We start from the raw sequence: 18,210 nt of genomic DNA, 5'->3' as shown, positions 1-18,210 counted from the left end.
TAATAATATAAAGTAAAAAAGATTTTTTTTAGAAATAGATGAAATTATTTTCATTATATATTGCAAATTTAAAAAATTTATATTTAATAAATATCATAATTTTTTTACTTATATTTTATTTTATTAAAATAATTCATCTTTCATATACATTATATAAATGTCTTTATTTTATTATTTTTACAAGGGTATTATTTTAATAATTTTCAAAGTCAACTACACCTCCATCAAAATAATACAACATAAATAAAAGTATATTTACTCAACTTTTATTTAATTATTTGTCAATCTTTCATTTAAATGGTAAAATATCCATGGATGGTATCTTGTTATGAGAACTATACTTTAAATGTTTTTAATTATTTTGTCTTATGTAACTCATATCTTCATGAATGAGATTGGAAATTAAGATGTTGTATCACAAAGTGGAGGTGGTACTATTAAAATAGGATTTATTGGTTCCGGAAAAGTTGGTACATCTTTGGCAAATTATTTTTTGTCAAAGGCTTATTATGTAACAGGTTTTTATGGAAGAAATCAATTATCTTTACTAGAATCAACAAATTTAACAAAAACAAAAATTTACAGTAACTTGAAAGACATTATTGATGAAAACGATATATTATTTATTACAACATCAGATGATTCTATTGAAATTATAGACAAAAAACTTTCCAAATTTAATTTAAAACATAAATATATTTGCCACACAAGTGGCTCTTTAAAATCTAGTATATTGTTCTGTTCAAAAAAAGCAGGTGCATTAATTTATTCTATCCATCCTATATTTGCATTTTCCAATAAAAATACTGATATAAAAAAAATGAAAGACATTTGTTTTTCCATAGAAGGTGATAATGAAAAAGATGATTTATTTATTCAAGATTTTATAAATAGCTTGGGTAATCAATTCTTTATAAGAGATAAAAATACTTCATCCACTTATCATTTAGCTAATGTTTTAGTTTCAAATTTAGTGTTATCTTTACTAGATGTAGGTGTAAATTACTTTATCAAATTGGGTTTATCTGAGGAAGAAGCTTTAAAAGCTATAAATCCTTTAGTCAAAATAAATATAGAAAATATACTTGATAATGGATTTTCTAAAGCCCTTACTGGACCTATTGTCCGTGGGGATATAACACCAATAAAAAAACATTTATCAGCATTAGATGAGAAAGATGAAAATATTTACAAAATTCTATCCTTAAATCTACTAAAAATAATAGCCTTGGAAAATGAAGATTCATTAAAATGTACAAAAAGTATTTCTACAGAAAACGCAGTTGAAAATTTAATAAGTAAATCTGAAAAATACAAAGAGATTTACAAAATTTTAGGAGGAAAAAACGATGAAAAATACTATACTGACTTTTAAAAATGCTAAAAGTAAAGGAAAAAAGTTATCTATGCTTACTGCTTATGATTATTCAATGGCAAAACTAATGGATGAATGTAATATAAATGGTATTTTAATAGGAGATTCATTAGGAATGGTCATAAAAGGTGAAGAAAACACTCTATCTGTTACTATAGATGAAATTATATATCATACAAAAGCTGTGAAAAATGGTGTGAAAAATGCCTTAATAGTAAGTGATATGCCATTTCTATCTTACCATGTTTCTATTGAAGATGCTGTGAGAAATGCTGGTAGACTTGTAAAAGAAGGAGGTGCACATGCTGTAAAGTTAGAAGGAGGTTCAAACGTTATAGAACAAATAAAGAGCATTGTAAATGCTCAAATACCTGTAATGGGTCATTTAGGACTAACACCTCAATCTGTAAATTCATTTGGCGGATTTAAAGTTCAAGGAAATACTAGTGAAACAGCAAAACAACTTATTGAAGACGCTAAATCAATAGAAAAAGCAGGAGCATTCTCTATTGTGCTTGAAGGCGTTCCTGCTAAAATAGCTGAGATGGTAACTAATTCTATTTCAATTCCTACAATAGGGATAGGAGCAGGAATTAATTGTGATGGTCAAATTTTAGTTTATCAAGATATGTTGGGGATGTTTGGAGATTTTGTACCTAAATTTGTAAAACAATATGCAAATATAGGAGATATAATGAAAGATTCAATTAAAAATTACATACTAGAAGTTGAAACTGGTGCATTTCCACAAGAAAAACATAGCTTTTCAATAAATGAATCTGAATTAGAAAAATTATACTAAGATTAAGGATGGTACAAAATGCTTATAAAGGAAATAGAATCACTAAGAAATGTAATTAAAGATTGGAAAAAATCTGGCTATTCTATAGGGCTTGTTCCTACCATGGGATTTTTACATGAAGGACATCAAAGCCTTATTAAAAAAGCTGTAAAAGAAAATGATAAAGTAGTAGTTAGTGTATTTGTAAATCCAACTCAATTTGGACCTAATGAAGATTTTAATAGCTACCCAAGAGATATAGAAAAAGATTTTAAATACTGTATGGATAGTGGTGCATCAGTAGTTTTTAATCCTTCATCAGAAGAAATGTATTTAAAAGGCAACTGTACTACCATAAGTGTATCTGGACTTACAGATTTTCTTTGTGGTTCTAAGAGACCAGTTCATTTTGGAGGTGTCTGCCTGGTTGTTTCAAAATTTCTAAATATAGTAACTCCTGATAAAGCTTATTTTGGAGAAAAAGATGCTCAACAATTAGCAGTAATTAAAAGGATGGTCAAGGATTTGAATATAGATACAGAGATAATAGGCTGTCCTATAGTTCGTGAAAAGGATGGTTTAGCAAAAAGCTCGAGAAATACATATCTTTCAAAAAAAGAAAGAAAATCAGCTTTGATTTTAAATAAAAGTCTGAATCTCGTAAAAAAAGAGTTAATGAATGGAACTTTAGACGTAAAAAAATTAGAAAATTTAATAATATCTACCATAAACGCTGAACCCTTAGCAAAAATAGATTATGTTGAAATTGTAGACAGTAATACATTACAACCAGTTAAAGAAATAGAAGATTCTATACTTGTGGCAATTGCTGTATTTATAGGAAAAACTAGATTAATTGACAATTTTACATTTGAATTAAACATATAAACATGCTATTACAAAATATTTTGTTATAAAATTCTACTTATTAAAATAGGTAAGAAGTATATTATATAAGATAATCCTTACCTATTTCTAATTATTCATTAATTCAAGTAATAATTTTCATTATAGTTTTTTTATTTTGTGACGAAAGAAAAGGTTTAAAAACATTAACGTCTACTAAATATTTTTTAGTTTGACACAGTAAACATCTTTAATCATCAAACCACTCAGCAGATGATTTATTGAAATAATGGGGCGAAAACTCTATGACTTTGTAATCTTGCACACCAAAAGTTTTAAGAGGTTCATTAAATAAATACTCTTCCAATTTTTCAATTGATTCTGACTTCATAATAAACAATCCTCCACTCATATCTGTTTTAAGTGTAGACATCAAGATTAAGCCATCATCTATCGCTTTTTGAGTATAAGACATGTGCTTTTTCATAATTTTTTCATCAATTAAATTTGAATCTTTTATAATGCCTTCAATAACAAAATATTTCATACTATACATTACTCCTTTATCCTATATTGAATCAATACTTTATTATTAGTATGGGTTTACTTAAAAAATAAATACCCTTTATTTTCTATTGTCTCTATGACATTATTCAATACATTCATTACAATTCCCTCTTAAATCTTCAACCACAGTCCATTGAAAAACAATTACTCATAGATTATAATATAAACTACAAATGTGCATGATACTTAACATTCAATATATTATATAATAATTGTTTCAATTTCTAGTGAAAATACCATATATCTGTAAAATACGTACTGGTTACATTCATAATGTAGTTTTTGATTTTTACAGAACAAGTGATACATTGTCTGAAAATACTCATTGCATTTCACAATATAAAAAATAAGTTATTATTAATTAAGAGATTAATTTATTATATATAAGGAGGATAAAAAATTATGAATAGTGGTGTAGTAAAATCTGAGAAAAGTATAAATTTAGAAAAAGTAAGAGTTACAGCAGAACAATATTATCGTAATGGTGACTTTTATTGTTCAGAAGCAGTCGTTAAAGTTATAAAAGATGAGTTTGAATTGGATATAACAGATGAAATTATATCTATGGCATCAGGATTTCCTGTTGGAATAGGAGGATCAGGATGTACATGTGGAGCTATAACTGGTGGCATAATGGCTTTAGGATTATTCTTTGGTAGAAGTGAAGCTAAAGATGAAAAAGTAAATAAAGCTATGGAGCTATCAAAAGAATTGCATGATTTTTTTAAAGGAAAAAATAATTCTTTATGTTGTAGAATTCTTACAAAAGGAATGACACTTGGAACAAAGGAACATATGGACCAATGTATATTATTTACAGGTCAAGTTGCTGAGGAAACAGCAAGAATAATTTGTAGAGAGCTAAATTATAAACTTAAATAACTTATTTTCTTAAATTCAACATATGATATGTAAGAATGTTTTTGACTATTAGGATTTTCAATAAGAATATCATATGAATTGTGACATTGTTTCAAAAATAAAATACAGTCTCTTGATGATTTAATAATATAAATAAACAAAATTACTAGTATTTTACATAAATAATAATTATCCATTATTAAGTGTGAAATAAGGTGTCTCAAAATAAGCTTTTTAGTCCATGAGGCACTCTTTTTTATATGAAAGCAAATATATTTTCATCATTTCAGGAATAAAAATAGGCCTATCTCCATTTTGTTCCAACCTTTTTAACTTTACAATTCATTAGATTAAAATCTTCTTAAATTACTAATTCTTCTTTAAGCTTACTTATTGTTAGTTCTATTAATTAAAAAAATAAGTTTGACAGACCAGTAATTTATTATTTTCAAGGAAAAAATATAGTTATAAAAAGACAATTATAAATATAGTTTTGTATAACACAAAATAGTTAAAATTCTTAACAACTAAAAGTAACTTTGTATAAAGAAAACTCTACCATAAACTTTCTTATTAATACTAATTTGTATTGTATGATTTTCTAATAAATTTTGATATAATGAGTTTTAAGATTAAGTAGTTATAACTAAGACGAGGGAGATAAAAATATGTACAAAAATTTGAAATTATTAATTATTGCTTTACTTACATTGGCATTATTTACTGGTTGTAGCTCTGGTAAAAATGAAACATCAGAAGAAAAACCAATTCAAATTGCTTTAACACAAGATATGTTATCATTTGATCCAATGATGACTTCTGACATTTTCTCAGAAGCTATTCTCAGAAATATATACACAACATTGTACGATTTTGATGATAATCTACAATTAAGAAAATTACTTGTTAAAAGTGAAAAAAGGATAGATGATTATACTTGGAAATTTGAAATTCAAGATAATGTTAAATTTCATGATGGTTCTTCTTTGACAGCAGAAGATGTTGTATTTAGTATTCAACGTGCTATGCTTGGAGGAAGAACAAAAAAGGCTCTTGAAATTTTAGAAAGTGTAAAAAAGATAAATGATACTACATTTGAAATTGTTACAAATGAACCTTACTCTGAATTACCTTCATTATTTGCCAAAGCAGAAACCTCTATAGTTTCAAAAAATGTAGTTGAATCTAAAGGATATGATTTTTCCAAACCAATTGGTTGTGGCCCATTTAAACTTATTGAAAGAATAGAAAATAAAAAAATCTCATTAGAGCGATTTGATGATTATTATTTGGAAAAGGCAAAATCTAAGTATCTCAATTTTTTAGTTATTGTTACAGAGCAAGATAGAACTACAGCTCTGTTAGATGGAGATGTTGATATATTATTTAGTGTTTCTGCATATGATTGTGACAAATTGAAATTATCTGACAATGTTACATTATTACAATCTCCTTCATCCAAAATTGAGTATTTATCACTTAACACAAAGTTTCCACCTTTTGATAATCAAAAAATACGTTTAGCTATGAGTTATGCAATCGATAGACAAAAAATTACTGATAGTATATATCATGGCTACAGTATACCTTCTGTAAGTTTAATACCTAAAGGTATTATGGGATATAAAGAACCTGAAATTACATATAATCCAGAAGAAGCAAAACGATTATTAAAAGAATCTGGCTATGAAAATACGTTAGAATTAAATGTAATAACCATAAATACAATCAGAAAAAATACATTAGAACTTATTAAATTAGATTTAGCTAAAGTAGGTATTAAATTAAATTATAATTTAGTTACTATGCAGGAAGCTGCAAATATGATGAATGAGGGTAAACATGAATCTATTCTAGTTGGTTGGGCATTTAATAATGATCCAAATGGTGTGCTTCCAGTTTTATTGGGAACTAATAGTGGTAAGACTCAAAATTCAAGTAATTACAGTAATCCTGTAGTAGATAAATTGCTAGCAGATGCTCGAAAAGAAGATGATAAAAAAAAGAAACAAGATATATATGAAAAAGTAAACTCTATAGTCACTCAAGATTCCCCTATTATCATATTACAAAATCCAATGGTATTAAGTGCTGCCTTAAATGATATAAAAGGAATCCATATAAATCCTCAAGGATTAATTCAATACAATTCAATTTATCGTGAGTCAAAGTAATTATAGGATATGTTTCTATAGTATCAAATTTCTCATACCATTCTTCAACACATAGTTCATTATATATCGATTGGAACTTTAGCCCAGACTGATTTAATCTAGTCTGGGCAGTATATGTAGCATACATTTTAATTTTTGATTTTTCTAAATATAATTTATTTGATGCTTGCCTTTAATTGTCGCTTTACTCGATACATAGATTCATCTGCCTGTTTTAATAATTCTTCAAATGTTGATGTTGAATCACTATCCCATGTTGCTTTTCCTACACTAGCAGAAATAATAAATTGTTCTTCTTCATATTCATATTTATAAATTAGTTTTTCTTCAATCTTTGACTTTATGTCAGTTAAATCATTTTCTGAAGTAATAGGAAGCAAAACTATAAACTCATCCCCACCTAATCTTGAAACAATTCCGTAATCCTTAACAATTGATAATAAATCATTTCCTATCTGAATAAGAAGCCTGTCTCCTTCACTATGTCCAAAGCGATCATTTACCAACTTGAAATAATTCATATCTGCAAATAAAATTCCATACATTTTACTTCTGTTATTTTCTAAACCATCATGAACATAATCCATAAGTCCAAGTCTATTATATAACCCTGTTAAAGAATCTCTCCTAGCTTGTTTATTAGATTCAATTTCTTGCTTTTTAAATCCACTAATATCACGTAACTGTATAAATAAACGAGAAAGTCTACTATCCTCATATAAAGGTACAATAACTACATGAAACCATCTTTGATTCAAATGTGAAGTATAGACTTCTACCTCAACTGATGTTGCAAGGTGTTTATCCCTCATATTTTCAAAAATACTACGTAATTTGTTTTCGTCTTCTTTACAAAAGCATTTTACAAAATTTTCTATAACACAATCATTTTCATCTAATTCAATTCTATTCAACAATTCAGTAAAATTTTCTTTATTACTATAAATCTTTTGTTCCTTTACATCGATATCAATATTAATGTCTCTCATATCATTTGATTGATATAACTGATAAATCCCCTTAAAGTTGTGCTGAGCTAATGATACCGTATTCATCAACTCAAAAAATTTCTTTCTTAGATACTTTGTTTCATAATATCCTGCATTCTTTTCATTATCCAAAATTTCTCTATCTAAATTATTCTGATATTCATCCATAACTTTGATTAAACTTATTATTGGTTTAACTACTCTATTTGTAAAATAAAATGCCAACAAAATATCTGCAATAAATATAAATGTAATGATTATAATATAAATATAAATAAATTGATTTGTAAAATTATAAATTAAACTATCCTCCACTAGAATTACTAAATACCAAGGAGTATTATGAATTGATTTATAATATCCAAAGGTATTTTCTTCTCCTATTTTTGATTCAATTTGTCCAAAAGAATTCTTCGAAAAGTCATCTTCAATCTTAATGATTTGATTATCTTCACTATGATAATAACCTTTATAATTAATAGTTTCACCATTCTTTCTACAAATATAAGTTGCAGTATCACTTATATCGTAATAACTGCTAATAATCTTAAATATAAAAGATTCATTGTAAACTGAAATCATGCTTCCTATATATTCACCATTAATCCAGACTGGAGTCAAAATTCCCAAACTATATGAATTTTGTGATAGATTAAATTCTAATACTTTTTGTTTTTCATCTTCTATTTTATTTGGTACCTGATTATAAATCTTATCAACTATTATTTTTTCACCTGTACTGTAAATCAATTTATTATCCTTATCTATCATGATACTAGCCATAATTTTATCTTCAGTAATATCTAGATAGGAGGTAAAAGCTTCTATTAAATACTCTTTGTTTTTATTTTCATTATATTTATTCAACGTTTTTTTAGCAAAACTACTATTATAAATTATATCTGACTCAATTGTTTGAGATATATAATCTCCTTGTACATTTATACTTTCATTTAAATTATTTGCATAAGTTTTTTTTGATAGTTCAAAACCACTTTTATATAATAAAACTGAAACAATCATAATAGGTATTAATGTTAATACAATAAAAGCTAATCTGAGTGCATTTTTTAGTTTCATATATTTTATCATTCCTTTCACTTTGGTCAAGCACAAACATGTATGAAAATGTTGTTCTTCTCTAATCTTTATTTTATAATCCTTGTATGGAATATTACTATTCTATAAATTACAGGAATTATTTTCACACCCAAATAGATATACCCTCAACTTTTCAAGTATAAAAAAGAGGGGCATTAAACTTGGGTTCTTTATTATTTTGTACTAAGCCATGTTTATTTAGCTAAAGGATGATAGTTATTGTTTCTATTCCTATTTATTTTAGGGTAGTGATACCTATTATAAAACTTACTTATCCCCTCTATTGTGGCCTTGATGTATACTAAAATTTTACAGTTACAACTGTCATCATCACTAATTATACTGAAATTTCTGAATATATCCAAAAATCTTTTTCAGCTACCAATTCTAGTATTCCAGTTTTCCTCCAAAAAGTTTTCAATAATTTTGTCAACTTATTCATTATTATTTAGATTAACTCATGTTAAAATACTATTGTATTTATTTTTAATAATTTACATACTACTAACAATAAAATAGCTTATAAACCCAAATTACACTCAACCTAAAACCATATTATATAATAAAAATATTTTTTATATCTTAAAATCTATTTTATTTTTCAAATTTTATCTCAACTTGTTTTTAGTAATTTATACAATGAATTTATTGTTGTTTCAAAGTTAAATATATTATAGCAAATTATATGTAAAATGTCATAAATTAATTAATCCAATGATTTTTTTATAACATAGTAATATAATTATATCTAATATATTATTCTTTTTGAAGTTTTACCCATAATTTAGTAAACTCACGCTTTTATTGTTTTTTATAGTGTAATTAGTATAAAATATTTTTTAAATAATAATAATTTCTCATGCCTTAATTAATGAGAGTTTTAAACAAAAAATATATAATTCACTTAAAATCTAAGTATAAATTTATTAAAAAGAAAAACAAGTAACCTAAATCCTCTTTTTTTACAACTTAAAATTGAATCATTGGTATACTTTAATATTTACTTGCCTCATTATTATAAGTAATATACTGACACTTACTAAACAACTAAATTGTATGCCCAATAAATCTTTAAATCTTTTTTTAAAAAAACAGATAACAAAAATTATTATATAGTTGTCTTTATGTTTATTTATAAAATACTTCTTTTGATTATTTTTGCCTAAATAACAGTCCTTTAAATACTATAGCTTAGTGAAAAGCAGTTCTAAAATTTAGTTAATTTATCCCTAATATACATAAATTTAAATATTAGGAATAAAGTATTATAAATAAGATACTTTCTAAAGGGAGGAAATTATGATAGATAATCAAAAGTATGCTATTTTATCACTAGAATTACATTTATTTTTTGCAAGAATTATGAAAGAACATTCTCTTTTTCTAGAGGCAGGATTTACACATAAAGATTATAATCTTGCTATGGAAGCTGACCACTATAAAAAACAATTTGAAGATTTATTATCATATACTGTTAGTGCTAGTAATGGTATAATTAGACCTGATATATTATATTCAGAAGAGATTGTAACTACTCTTACATTGAATGCAGAACAAAAAACTGAAGAACTTACAGGAATAGAAATAAATCAAAACTTAACTACAAGAGAATTAAACCTACAAAGTGGTGTAAACCCACAGGTTGGTCAAGATTTAGTAGACTATGTAGCTCAGCTTAACTCTGATGCAATAAGATTACTTGATGGACTTATTAATTTAAAAGAAAGGGTTTTAGATGGAGTACTATCGTGCACCTTGTTCACTTCAAACTATCCATTACTTATTGAACATATAATACATGAAGCAAACTTGTATCGTTCCTATGTAATTGACCTTGAAAATAAAGTAGATATTGATTTAAAAAATTTCAAAGAAATAGAATTATTCTGGGACCATATTATGATGGAACACGCACTATTTATGAGAGGATTACTCGACCCATCTGAAAGCGAACTAATAAATACTGCAAATGAATTTGCTATAAAATTTAATGAATTAATTGAAAAAACAAATGAAATGACTGATACTGATGTAGCAAGTATTACAGATGAAACATTAAATGAAACTGTTGAATTTAAGGATTTTAAAGAAGCTGGTACATCAGGAATAGAAGAATGTAAGATAAGGTCTATAATATTACCACTTTTAGCAGACCATGTATTAAGAGAAGCCAACCACTATATTAGAATATTGGAAAGTTATAAAAATATGTAATTATAATTTCTTTTAATCTCTATCTATTTAATCAAAATAAAGGTACACATAAATCGTACCTTTATTTTTTTATATTCTATATAATTCAAATCATTTATTTATGAAAAACTAACCATCTATAATTAATAACTCTATTTTTGATAAATATATTTTTATAAGTATATATATGTAATGATTTATTAAAATTTTGATAGTAAATATTATCCTAAATAAATATTTATGTTATAACTATATTATAACTACATTAATAATTTGTGGTTATAATCTTAAAATTTAAATATGGGAGTGATTTTAGTATGATAAGACAAACACCATTGGAAAAACGATATGATAAGTTAGGACCAAATATCATTAAATCTCTTAAAAAACGTTATTTTGATGCTTATTACTGTAAAACTAAGAATGATGCTTTACAACAAATTTTAGATTTGATTCCTCAAAATCATGTAGTATCATGGGGAGGCTCTGAAACGCTTAAAGAAATGGGAGTACAAACTGCTGTTAGAGACAAAGGATTCAAAGTCATCGATAGAGATTTAGCAAAGACTCCAGAGGAAAGAATAGAAATTATGCGTCAAGCACTTCTATGTGATACTTTTTTGATGAGTAGTAATGCAATTAGTGAAGATGGACAACTCTTCAATATTGATGGAAACGGAAATCGTGTAGCCGCAATGATATATGGTCCAAAAAGTGTTATAGTTGTAGCTGGTATGAATAAAATTGTTAAAAATATTGATGATGCAGTTCAAAGAGCTAGAACAATTGCTGCTCCAGCAGTTGTACAACGTTTTCAAGATGTAAACACTCCTTGTTATATCAATGGAAGTTGTATGGATTGTACAAGCTCTGAAAGTTGTTGCGCATATATGGTAACTACAAGAATAAGTCGTCCAGCAAACAAAATAAAGGTAATATTGGTAGGAGAAAATCTAGGTCTATAAAATATACATATATTTAATCAACTCTATAAAGAACTAAATTAAATAACTTACTCATATAAGTGGTAGAATAAAATTCTTTTATAAAACTTTCATTCTACCACAAGAAGCTAGCAAAGAATTTGGTTTTTATAATTATCTCTAAATTTTACAATCTCTAATATAATATTAAGTTCTTTTTTATTTGCAAAATCAATATCTTTCATAATTGAGTTTTATTAATATAGTATAGTTATTCTTATTAATACAAGTTCATCAATTGTCAAATACAAATTCATTTCTATATAGCTCTCCGTTGATTTAGAGCCACTTATCGTATAAACAAAGTTTTTCTTGACTATATAGTTACTATATAGCTTATTATATATAGAGAGTAATAAAAGGAGGTAAAATTTATGGAAAATTTATTTACAAGAAAATTCACTACTTTTGAATTTCTAAAATTTGTTTCTCCTGCAATTATATCCATGATATTTATATCTTTATACACAATAATAGATGGTATCTTCGTATCAACATTAGTTGGTTCAGATGCTCTTGCTAGTATAAATATTGTACTACCTATAATCAACCTTGTTTGTGGATTTGGAATAATGATGGCAACTGGAGGAGGAGCTATAGTTTCTATACGTATGGGCGAAAATAGACAAGATGAGGCCAACTCTACATTTTCTTTTATAGTTTTGTTTTCATTGATTGTTGGGGTTTTATTCACAGTAATCTCTTATTTTTTTGTAAAAGAAATATCTATTTTACTTGGAGCAACAGATAAATTACTACCCTATTGCATAACTTATGGTAAAGTTATGATTTTATGTACACCATTTTATATTTTAAAGTTTATATTTGAATACTTTATAAGAACTGATGGAAACTCCAAATTTAGTTTATTTCTATCAGTCATTGGTGGTGTAACAAATATAATATTAGACTATGTATTTATCAAATGTTTTGGAATGGGCCTTTTAGGCGCTGCAGTTGCAACTGCTATAGGTATTATTTTTACTTGCATTTTAGGTATTATTTACTTCTTATCAAGTAAGTCTACACTAAAACTGAGAAAGCCAAAAACTGATTTTAGACTTATAAGAGATACTATGATAAATGGTTCTTCTGAAATGGTTACAGAGTTATCTACAGGAATTACAACCTTCTTATTTAACATAGTTGCCTTAAGAATAGCAGGAGAAAATGGACTTGCAGCTCTTACTATAGTCTTGTATGCTCATTTTTTAATGACATCAGTTTATCTAGGATTTGCTGCTGGAGTATCTCCATTGATAAGTTATAATTTTGGTGCTGAAAATAGTGATAAATTAAAAGAAACATTTAAACATTCTTTAAAATTCATATTTGTTTCATCTATTTTAGTGTTTATTATTGCTTTAGTTTTCGCACCACTTATTGTTAAAGTTTTTGTAAGTCCAAGTAACGAAGTATTTGACTTAGCTTTACACGGATTAAAAATATTTGCCTTTGCTTTTTTATTTGTTGGTATAAATATATTTGCGTCAGGTTTTTTTACAGCATTTCACAATGGAAAAATTTCAGCTATTATATCTTTTAGTCGTGCCTTTGTTTTTATAATCATAGGAATCGTAATTCTTCCTCCTATGTTGAACTTAACTGGATTATGGCTTACTGTCCCATTTGCTGAAATTCTAACCATATTTATATCTATTCCACTTATAAAAAAATATAAAAGTAGATATAACTATTAATAATATATACTTATTAAAATAAATGAACCTACCTTAAAATACAAATTTATAAATTTGATTTTAGGGCAGGTTTTAATTTATTTATAATAAGTCATTTGCATAATCTTTAATTGGTGCCTTTCTAAGCAATAAAATTATAAATATTATACAAATAACTATAATTCCTACTTTTGTTCCTAATAAAATAAAAGGATTCTGAAATGAATAAATAATCTTTTCTAAATACATAAGTATCTTGTTAATATTTTTAGTTGCAAAATTAACTATATAAATTATGATTAGTACAGGTAATCCTATCAATATAGCAACACTGCTAGCTTTTCTAACTCTATACGTAAAAGCACCTAATAATGCTCCTATAAAACCTATACATATTTCATTTATACATATTTGTACAAAATAGTTTAAATAAGTTAGTGGCACACTTGATATTGTTGGCTCTATTAGTGCAGATATAGATGTCCAAATCATATCTTTTCTTAGTATAACTGACAGGTCTACACTATAACCTGTTATAATCTCTATAAATAACTTTGATAAAAAAATCAAAACCATACCTACAATAGAAATTATAAAGCTTAAAATAATTAAATTCAGCACAATAGCTTTTATACAACTTTTTCTATTTGCTCTTATACTTAAAGCGCCTGAAAAATCTCTATTTACCATATTTATACTATACACAAATATCAGTATAGTCAGATATGTTGAAATAGGATTCACAGCTGTATATAGATTATCTTTAGATACCTCACCAAAAACCTTAAGAGTAACTACTGGCAAAATACTCATAACAATTCCCATAATTACAAATGTAATTATATATAACTTAGTATTTTTATTAAAAAATTTTATATATGGTTTTAATTCATTCACTTATAAGCCCTCCTTTTTAGTCATGTTAACAAACATGTCTTGTAATCCTATGTATCCTACATCGATATTTGAATTTCTAATCACCTTTTCATCATTTTCATTGAAATCGCCATAGTAAAAATAAGCAACTGTATTCCCAAATGTCTTTTTAGGTTTTATATTTCTTATAGCTTCTAATTTTTCTAATTCCTCTTTGTTTCCAGTAATATAATGAGCTTTTTGTTTTATAGCATCAATTTCTTCATCTATAATAATTTTACCCTCATTTAATATTATTACATGTTCCAATAAGTCATCTATTTCATCAATCAAATGAGTTGATATTATTATCGTTCTTGGATTTTTTATATAATTATCTAAAATTATGTTATAAAATTCCTGTCTGTTTACTGCATCTAGACCTATTGTTGGCTCGTCAAATATAGTTATAGGTGAATTAGAGCAAACCCCTATTATATTTGAAAGTATAGTTTTCATTCCTCGTGACAATTGTTTATACTTTTTTTTAGTATTTAAATCAAAATATTTACATAATTCTTCTTCTAATCCTTTATTGTAATTTTTATAAAAATTAGAAGAATACTCAAATATCTGACTTACTTTAAAATCTGGACTATAAAATTCTTTTTCTCTGACAATACAAACTTCTTCCAATACTTCTATATCTTCTTTTAAGTTCTTTCCTAATATTTCTATCTCACCTTCATTTTGAACTAACTGATTTACTATTATGTTTAACAGTGTTGTTTTTCCAGCTCCATTTTTACCTAATAAACCATATATCTTATTTGTTTCAAAATTTATAGACATATTACTAAAAACTTTTTGTTTTTTAAAACTATGAGATAAATTTTTTATTTTAATAGAACTATTCATATCTTATATCCTCCTTGAAATTGATTATAATATCAACCAATTCTTCTCTATTTATTTCTAATTTGTCAGCTTCTTGAAGTAGATTTTTTATGAAGTTATGTTTAAAATTTTCCTTTCTAGCTTCTTTTATAATAGTTTTTGCACCCTCTGATACAAACATCCCTATACCTCTCTTTTTATATAGAATATTCTTGTCAACCAGTATATTTATTCCCTTTAACACTGTAGCTGGATTAATTTTATAAAGCTTTGAAAGCTCTGTTGTTGATGGAACCTGTTCTTCTTCTTTTATCCCATTTGATAATATCTCATCTTCAATTGCTTGTGCTATCTGAATAAATATAGGTTCTTCATTGTTTAATACTAATTTCATAGGTTCCTCCTTTCTTTATTAGTTAATTACTCAAGCAACTAACTATATAACTTATATTATCTTGAAAAAGATTATCTGTCAATACTAAATAAAAAACAGAGGAAAAATTTCCTCTGTTTTTTATTTAGTATATTCATAATTAAATTTTAATCCTTACTAGTTATCAATAAATTCAAAGCTTTAATACTCTGTTATATTCTCATTCTTTAATATCTTACATATCGAGCTAGTTCCTAACCTTTCAGCTCCTGCTTCTATAAATTTTTCTGCATCAGAAATTGATTTCACTCCTCCAGCAGCTTTTATCTTTACATTTTTTCCAACATGTTCTTTCATAAGTTTTATATCCTCTAAGGTAGCTCCATCTGTTCCCATTCCAGTAGATGTTTTTATGAAATCTGCACCTGATATTGTCACTATCTCACACATCTTTATTTTTTCATTTTTATCTAAATAACATGTCTCTATAATAACTTTTAAGATGTTCTCTCCAATAACTTTTTTTATTTCTTTTATCTCATTTTCTATATTATTATAATCTTTATTTTTTATATCTGAAATGTTTACAACCATGTCAACTTCATCTGCTCCATTTTCAATAGCATCTTTTGCTTCAAATACTTTTGTAGCAGTAGTTTGATATCCCAGAGGAAATCCTATTACTGTACATACTTTCATTTTCCCATTTAGATATTCTGTAGCTCTTTTTACATATGAAGGTGGTATACAAACTGATGCTACATTCATATTTACAGCTTCATCACATAAAATTTTAATATCTTCCCATGTAGTGGTCGCTTTTAAAATGGTATGGTCTACCGTTTTTAGTATATGTTTCATAAAATCCTCCTAAATGTGTGATTAATATAATTAAACTACCTTTTTAAATGCAGTTTTCTTTTTGCGATATTTAGTATCATGTCGACTTCTTCAACTTTAAAAATAGTCATTAATAATGTATAAACTCCTCCTCCAACTAAAACTGAAATAGTTAATGATATAAATTCATTAAATGTACCTAATCCCAAAATCCCAAATACAAATTTATAAGTAAAGTATGATAAAATAGCCATAATAAAAGATGCAACTAAAGATTTCAAAGTTGCTTTTATTATTTTATCTTGACCAAAATACCCAACCTTTCTTTTTAAATTCCAGAAAAGTAATAATATACATGCGATTGATGATGAACTAGTTGCAAGTGCAAGACCACCATGAGCCATTGGTCTTATTAAAATCAAATCTAGCACTATATTTACACATACAGATATAATCCCATTTACCATAGGTGTTTTTGTGTCCTGTAATGAATAAAATACCTTCCCTAAAATATCTCTTAAACCAAATGCAGTCATACCAACTGCATAAAAGGTTAGAGCAGTAGCTGTCATTTGAGTTGCTCTAGCATCAAAAGCCCCTCTCTCAAAAATGATTCTAACAACAGGAGTTGCAAAGAAAATGGATGCAACTGAAATGGGAATCATAGAGATTATTATCATATTTATACTAGATTTAACCGAGCTTGTAAATTTCTTTTGATTATTTTCTGCACTTAACTTTGATAACATCGGATACATAACAGATACTATTGAAGCTGTAAATGTCCCTGTAACAAAACCATTTAATCTATCTGCATAAGTAAGTGCAGGAATACTACCTTTAACTAGTGTAGAGGCTAACGTTGTATCCACCAATGAATTCACTTGATTAACAGCAACACCTATAAATACTGGTGAAAGTAATGACAATAATTTAATAAGGCTATCATCTTTAAAATTTAGATAGTATAAATATTTGTAGTTTGTTTTTTTAACAAAAAACATGTAAAAAAGTAGCTGAACTACCATAGCAATAACAGCACCAATTGGAAGTATGTATGGTCCCAATACTGTACTTAACATTATTGAAATAATTATTACTATATTATAAGGTATACTCCCAAATCCAACTACGATAAAGTTTTCTTTAATTTGTAAAAATGCTGACATAACACTAGTAATACCTATAAATATTATTCCTGTTATCAATATTTTAGTAAATTTTACAGTAAGTAAAAATCTCTCTCCTTCAAATCCTATAGCAAATATGCTTACAAGTTGCTTTGAGAAAATAATACCTAATATAGCAACAATTATGCATATACCAACTATTATATTTAAAACATTATTTAAAAACTTTAGTGCTTGCTTTTCACCTTGTTTACTACTTATTTCTTGATACATAGGAATAAAAGTAGTAACTATAGCAGTGCCAATTGCTGCAAATATAATATTTGGTATATTCATAGCTGTTAAATAACTTTCTGTATATAAGCCTGTACCATAAATTGATGATAGCACTAATTCTCTACCCATTCCAAGAATCTTAGAGATTACAGTAACTATCATCAAATAAAAAGTCGCTTTCGCCACCTTGCTCATTTTATCACTCCACTTCTAACCCACTTCTTTTAATTCAGTAAAGATAGCCTATTACATACAATTTAATCTATTATTCCCATATTTTACAAAGATAA

15 protein-coding genes are annotated in these 18,210 nt (G+C 26.3%); 8 read left to right on the top strand and 7 right to left on the bottom strand.

The annotated features are described in order from the left end of the window. Positions 1–436 precede the first annotated feature (436 nt). From KGF38_RS15290 to panC, 3 genes are read left to right on the top strand one after another with little or no spacing between them, the layout of a single operon-like run. Entirely contained in the window at positions 437–1,375 is a 939-nt protein-coding gene (locus KGF38_RS15290) for a DUF2520 domain-containing protein (protein WP_227832489.1), read from the top strand. Next, positions 1,350–2,177 (top strand): 3-methyl-2-oxobutanoate hydroxymethyltransferase, encoded by an 828-nt coding sequence (panB, locus tag KGF38_RS15285; RefSeq protein WP_054270005.1) that lies wholly within the window; start codon positions 1,350–1,352, stop codon positions 2,175–2,177. Before KGF38_RS15290 ends, panB begins: the two co-directional genes overlap by 26 nt. 18 nt (positions 2,178–2,195) lie before the next feature. Continuing rightward, entirely contained in the window at positions 2,196–3,044 is an 849-nt protein-coding gene (panC, locus tag KGF38_RS15280; RefSeq protein ID WP_227832488.1) for a pantoate--beta-alanine ligase, read from the top strand. Positions 3,045–3,252: 208 nt separating this feature from the next. On the opposite strand, the gene KGF38_RS15275 is transcribed toward panC, so the two are convergent. Further along, positions 3,253–3,549 (bottom strand): YciI family protein, encoded by a 297-nt coding sequence (locus KGF38_RS15275; RefSeq protein WP_054270003.1) that lies wholly within the window; start codon positions 3,547–3,549, stop codon positions 3,253–3,255. 422 nt (positions 3,550–3,971) lie between these two features. Between KGF38_RS15275 and KGF38_RS15270 the strand changes: the two genes are divergently transcribed. Then, positions 3,972–4,451, top strand: a complete 480-nt coding sequence (locus tag KGF38_RS15270) for a C-GCAxxG-C-C family protein (protein WP_054270002.1) — start codon at positions 3,972–3,974, stop codon at positions 4,449–4,451. A 647-nt stretch (positions 4,452–5,098) separates the two neighbouring features. Continuing rightward, positions 5,099–6,604, top strand: a complete 1,506-nt coding sequence (locus KGF38_RS15265) for an ABC transporter substrate-binding protein (RefSeq protein WP_054270001.1) — start codon at positions 5,099–5,101, stop codon at positions 6,602–6,604. Positions 6,605–6,759: 155 nt separating this feature from the next. Here KGF38_RS15265 and KGF38_RS15260 read toward each other — a convergent pair whose 3' ends face one another. Continuing rightward, on the bottom strand, positions 6,760–8,673 hold the full coding sequence (locus KGF38_RS15260) for a diguanylate cyclase domain-containing protein (protein WP_054276456.1): 1,914 nt from the start codon (positions 8,671–8,673) through the stop codon (positions 6,760–6,762). Between the two features lie 1,320 nt (positions 8,674–9,993). Here KGF38_RS15260 and KGF38_RS15255 point away from each other — a divergent pair. The 3 genes from KGF38_RS15255 (at position 9,994) to KGF38_RS15245 (ending at position 13,570) form a co-directional block, all read left to right on the top strand. After that, positions 9,994–10,908, top strand: coding sequence for a DUF2935 domain-containing protein (locus KGF38_RS15255; RefSeq protein ID WP_054269999.1), 915 nt, complete (start codon positions 9,994–9,996; stop codon positions 10,906–10,908). Between the two features lie 296 nt (positions 10,909–11,204). Then, positions 11,205–11,852 carry a lactate utilization protein gene (locus tag KGF38_RS15250; RefSeq protein WP_054269998.1) on the top strand — a complete coding sequence of 216 codons (648 nt, stop codon included), beginning with the start codon at positions 11,205–11,207 and terminating at the stop codon, positions 11,850–11,852. Between the two features lie 392 nt (positions 11,853–12,244). Then, entirely contained in the window at positions 12,245–13,570 is a 1,326-nt protein-coding gene (locus KGF38_RS15245; RefSeq protein ID WP_227832487.1) for an MATE family efflux transporter, read from the top strand. Positions 13,571–13,651: 81 nt separating this feature from the next. On the opposite strand, the gene KGF38_RS15240 is transcribed toward KGF38_RS15245, so the two are convergent. The 5 genes from KGF38_RS15240 to murJ form a co-directional block, all read right to left on the bottom strand. Further along, positions 13,652–14,446, bottom strand: a complete 795-nt coding sequence (locus tag KGF38_RS15240) for an ABC transporter permease (protein ID WP_227832486.1) — start codon at positions 14,444–14,446, stop codon at positions 13,652–13,654. Beyond that, on the bottom strand, positions 14,447–15,322 hold the full coding sequence (locus KGF38_RS15235) for an ATP-binding cassette domain-containing protein (protein ID WP_074178991.1): 876 nt from the start codon (positions 15,320–15,322) through the stop codon (positions 14,447–14,449). Then, complete coding sequence (locus KGF38_RS15230; RefSeq protein WP_054269994.1) at positions 15,315–15,695, bottom strand: GntR family transcriptional regulator; 381 nt, start codon at positions 15,693–15,695, stop codon at positions 15,315–15,317. The genes KGF38_RS15235 and KGF38_RS15230 overlap by 8 nt, the downstream gene beginning before the upstream one ends. A 180-nt stretch (positions 15,696–15,875) precedes the next feature. Continuing rightward, positions 15,876–16,535 (bottom strand): deoxyribose-phosphate aldolase, encoded by a 660-nt coding sequence (gene deoC / locus KGF38_RS15225; protein ID WP_054269993.1) that lies wholly within the window; start codon positions 16,533–16,535, stop codon positions 15,876–15,878. Between the two features lie 35 nt (positions 16,536–16,570). Beyond that, on the bottom strand, positions 16,571–18,115 hold the full coding sequence (gene murJ, locus KGF38_RS15220; protein WP_054269992.1) for a murein biosynthesis integral membrane protein MurJ: 1,545 nt from the start codon (positions 18,113–18,115) through the stop codon (positions 16,571–16,573). Between the last annotated feature and the right edge of the window lie 95 nt (positions 18,116–18,210).

This window comes from Clostridioides sp. ZZV14-6387 (assembly GCF_020657835.1).
In the GTDB taxonomy this organism is placed as follows: Bacteria; Bacillota; Clostridia; order Peptostreptococcales; family Peptostreptococcaceae; genus Clostridioides; species Clostridioides difficile_A.
Note: the sequence above shows the minus strand (reverse complement) of the source record. Positions and strands in the feature narration are given on the sequence as shown.

What these genes read in the sequence shown, in the direction of transcription:
- panB (WP_054270005.1), top strand. Translation starts at nt 1,350, where the DNA reads ATGAAAAATACTATACTGACTTTTAAAAATGCTAAAAGTAAAGGAAAA.
- KGF38_RS15250 (WP_054269998.1), top strand. Translation starts at nt 11,205, where the DNA reads ATGATAAGACAAACACCATTGGAAAAACGATATGATAAGTTAGGACCA.
- deoC (WP_054269993.1), bottom strand. Translation starts at nt 16,535, where the DNA reads ATGAAACATATACTAAAAACGGTAGACCATACCATTTTAAAAGCGACC.
- KGF38_RS15275 (WP_054270003.1), bottom strand. Translation starts at nt 3,549, where the DNA reads ATGAAATATTTTGTTATTGAAGGCATTATAAAAGATTCAAATTTAATT.
- KGF38_RS15230 (WP_054269994.1), bottom strand. Translation starts at nt 15,695, where the DNA reads ATGAAATTAGTATTAAACAATGAAGAACCTATATTTATTCAGATAGCA.
- KGF38_RS15245 (WP_227832487.1), top strand. Translation starts at nt 12,245, where the DNA reads ATGGAAAATTTATTTACAAGAAAATTCACTACTTTTGAATTTCTAAAA.
- panC (WP_227832488.1), top strand. Translation starts at nt 2,196, where the DNA reads ATGCTTATAAAGGAAATAGAATCACTAAGAAATGTAATTAAAGATTGG.
- KGF38_RS15270 (WP_054270002.1), top strand. Translation starts at nt 3,972, where the DNA reads ATGAATAGTGGTGTAGTAAAATCTGAGAAAAGTATAAATTTAGAAAAA.
- KGF38_RS15255 (WP_054269999.1), top strand. Translation starts at nt 9,994, where the DNA reads ATGATAGATAATCAAAAGTATGCTATTTTATCACTAGAATTACATTTA.
- murJ (WP_054269992.1), bottom strand. Translation starts at nt 18,115, where the DNA reads ATGAGCAAGGTGGCGAAAGCGACTTTTTATTTGATGATAGTTACTGTA.
- KGF38_RS15235 (WP_074178991.1), bottom strand. Translation starts at nt 15,322, where the DNA reads ATGAATAGTTCTATTAAAATAAAAAATTTATCTCATAGTTTTAAAAAA.
- KGF38_RS15265 (WP_054270001.1), top strand. Translation starts at nt 5,099, where the DNA reads ATGTACAAAAATTTGAAATTATTAATTATTGCTTTACTTACATTGGCA.
- KGF38_RS15260 (WP_054276456.1), bottom strand. Translation starts at nt 8,673, where the DNA reads ATGAAACTAAAAAATGCACTCAGATTAGCTTTTATTGTATTAACATTA.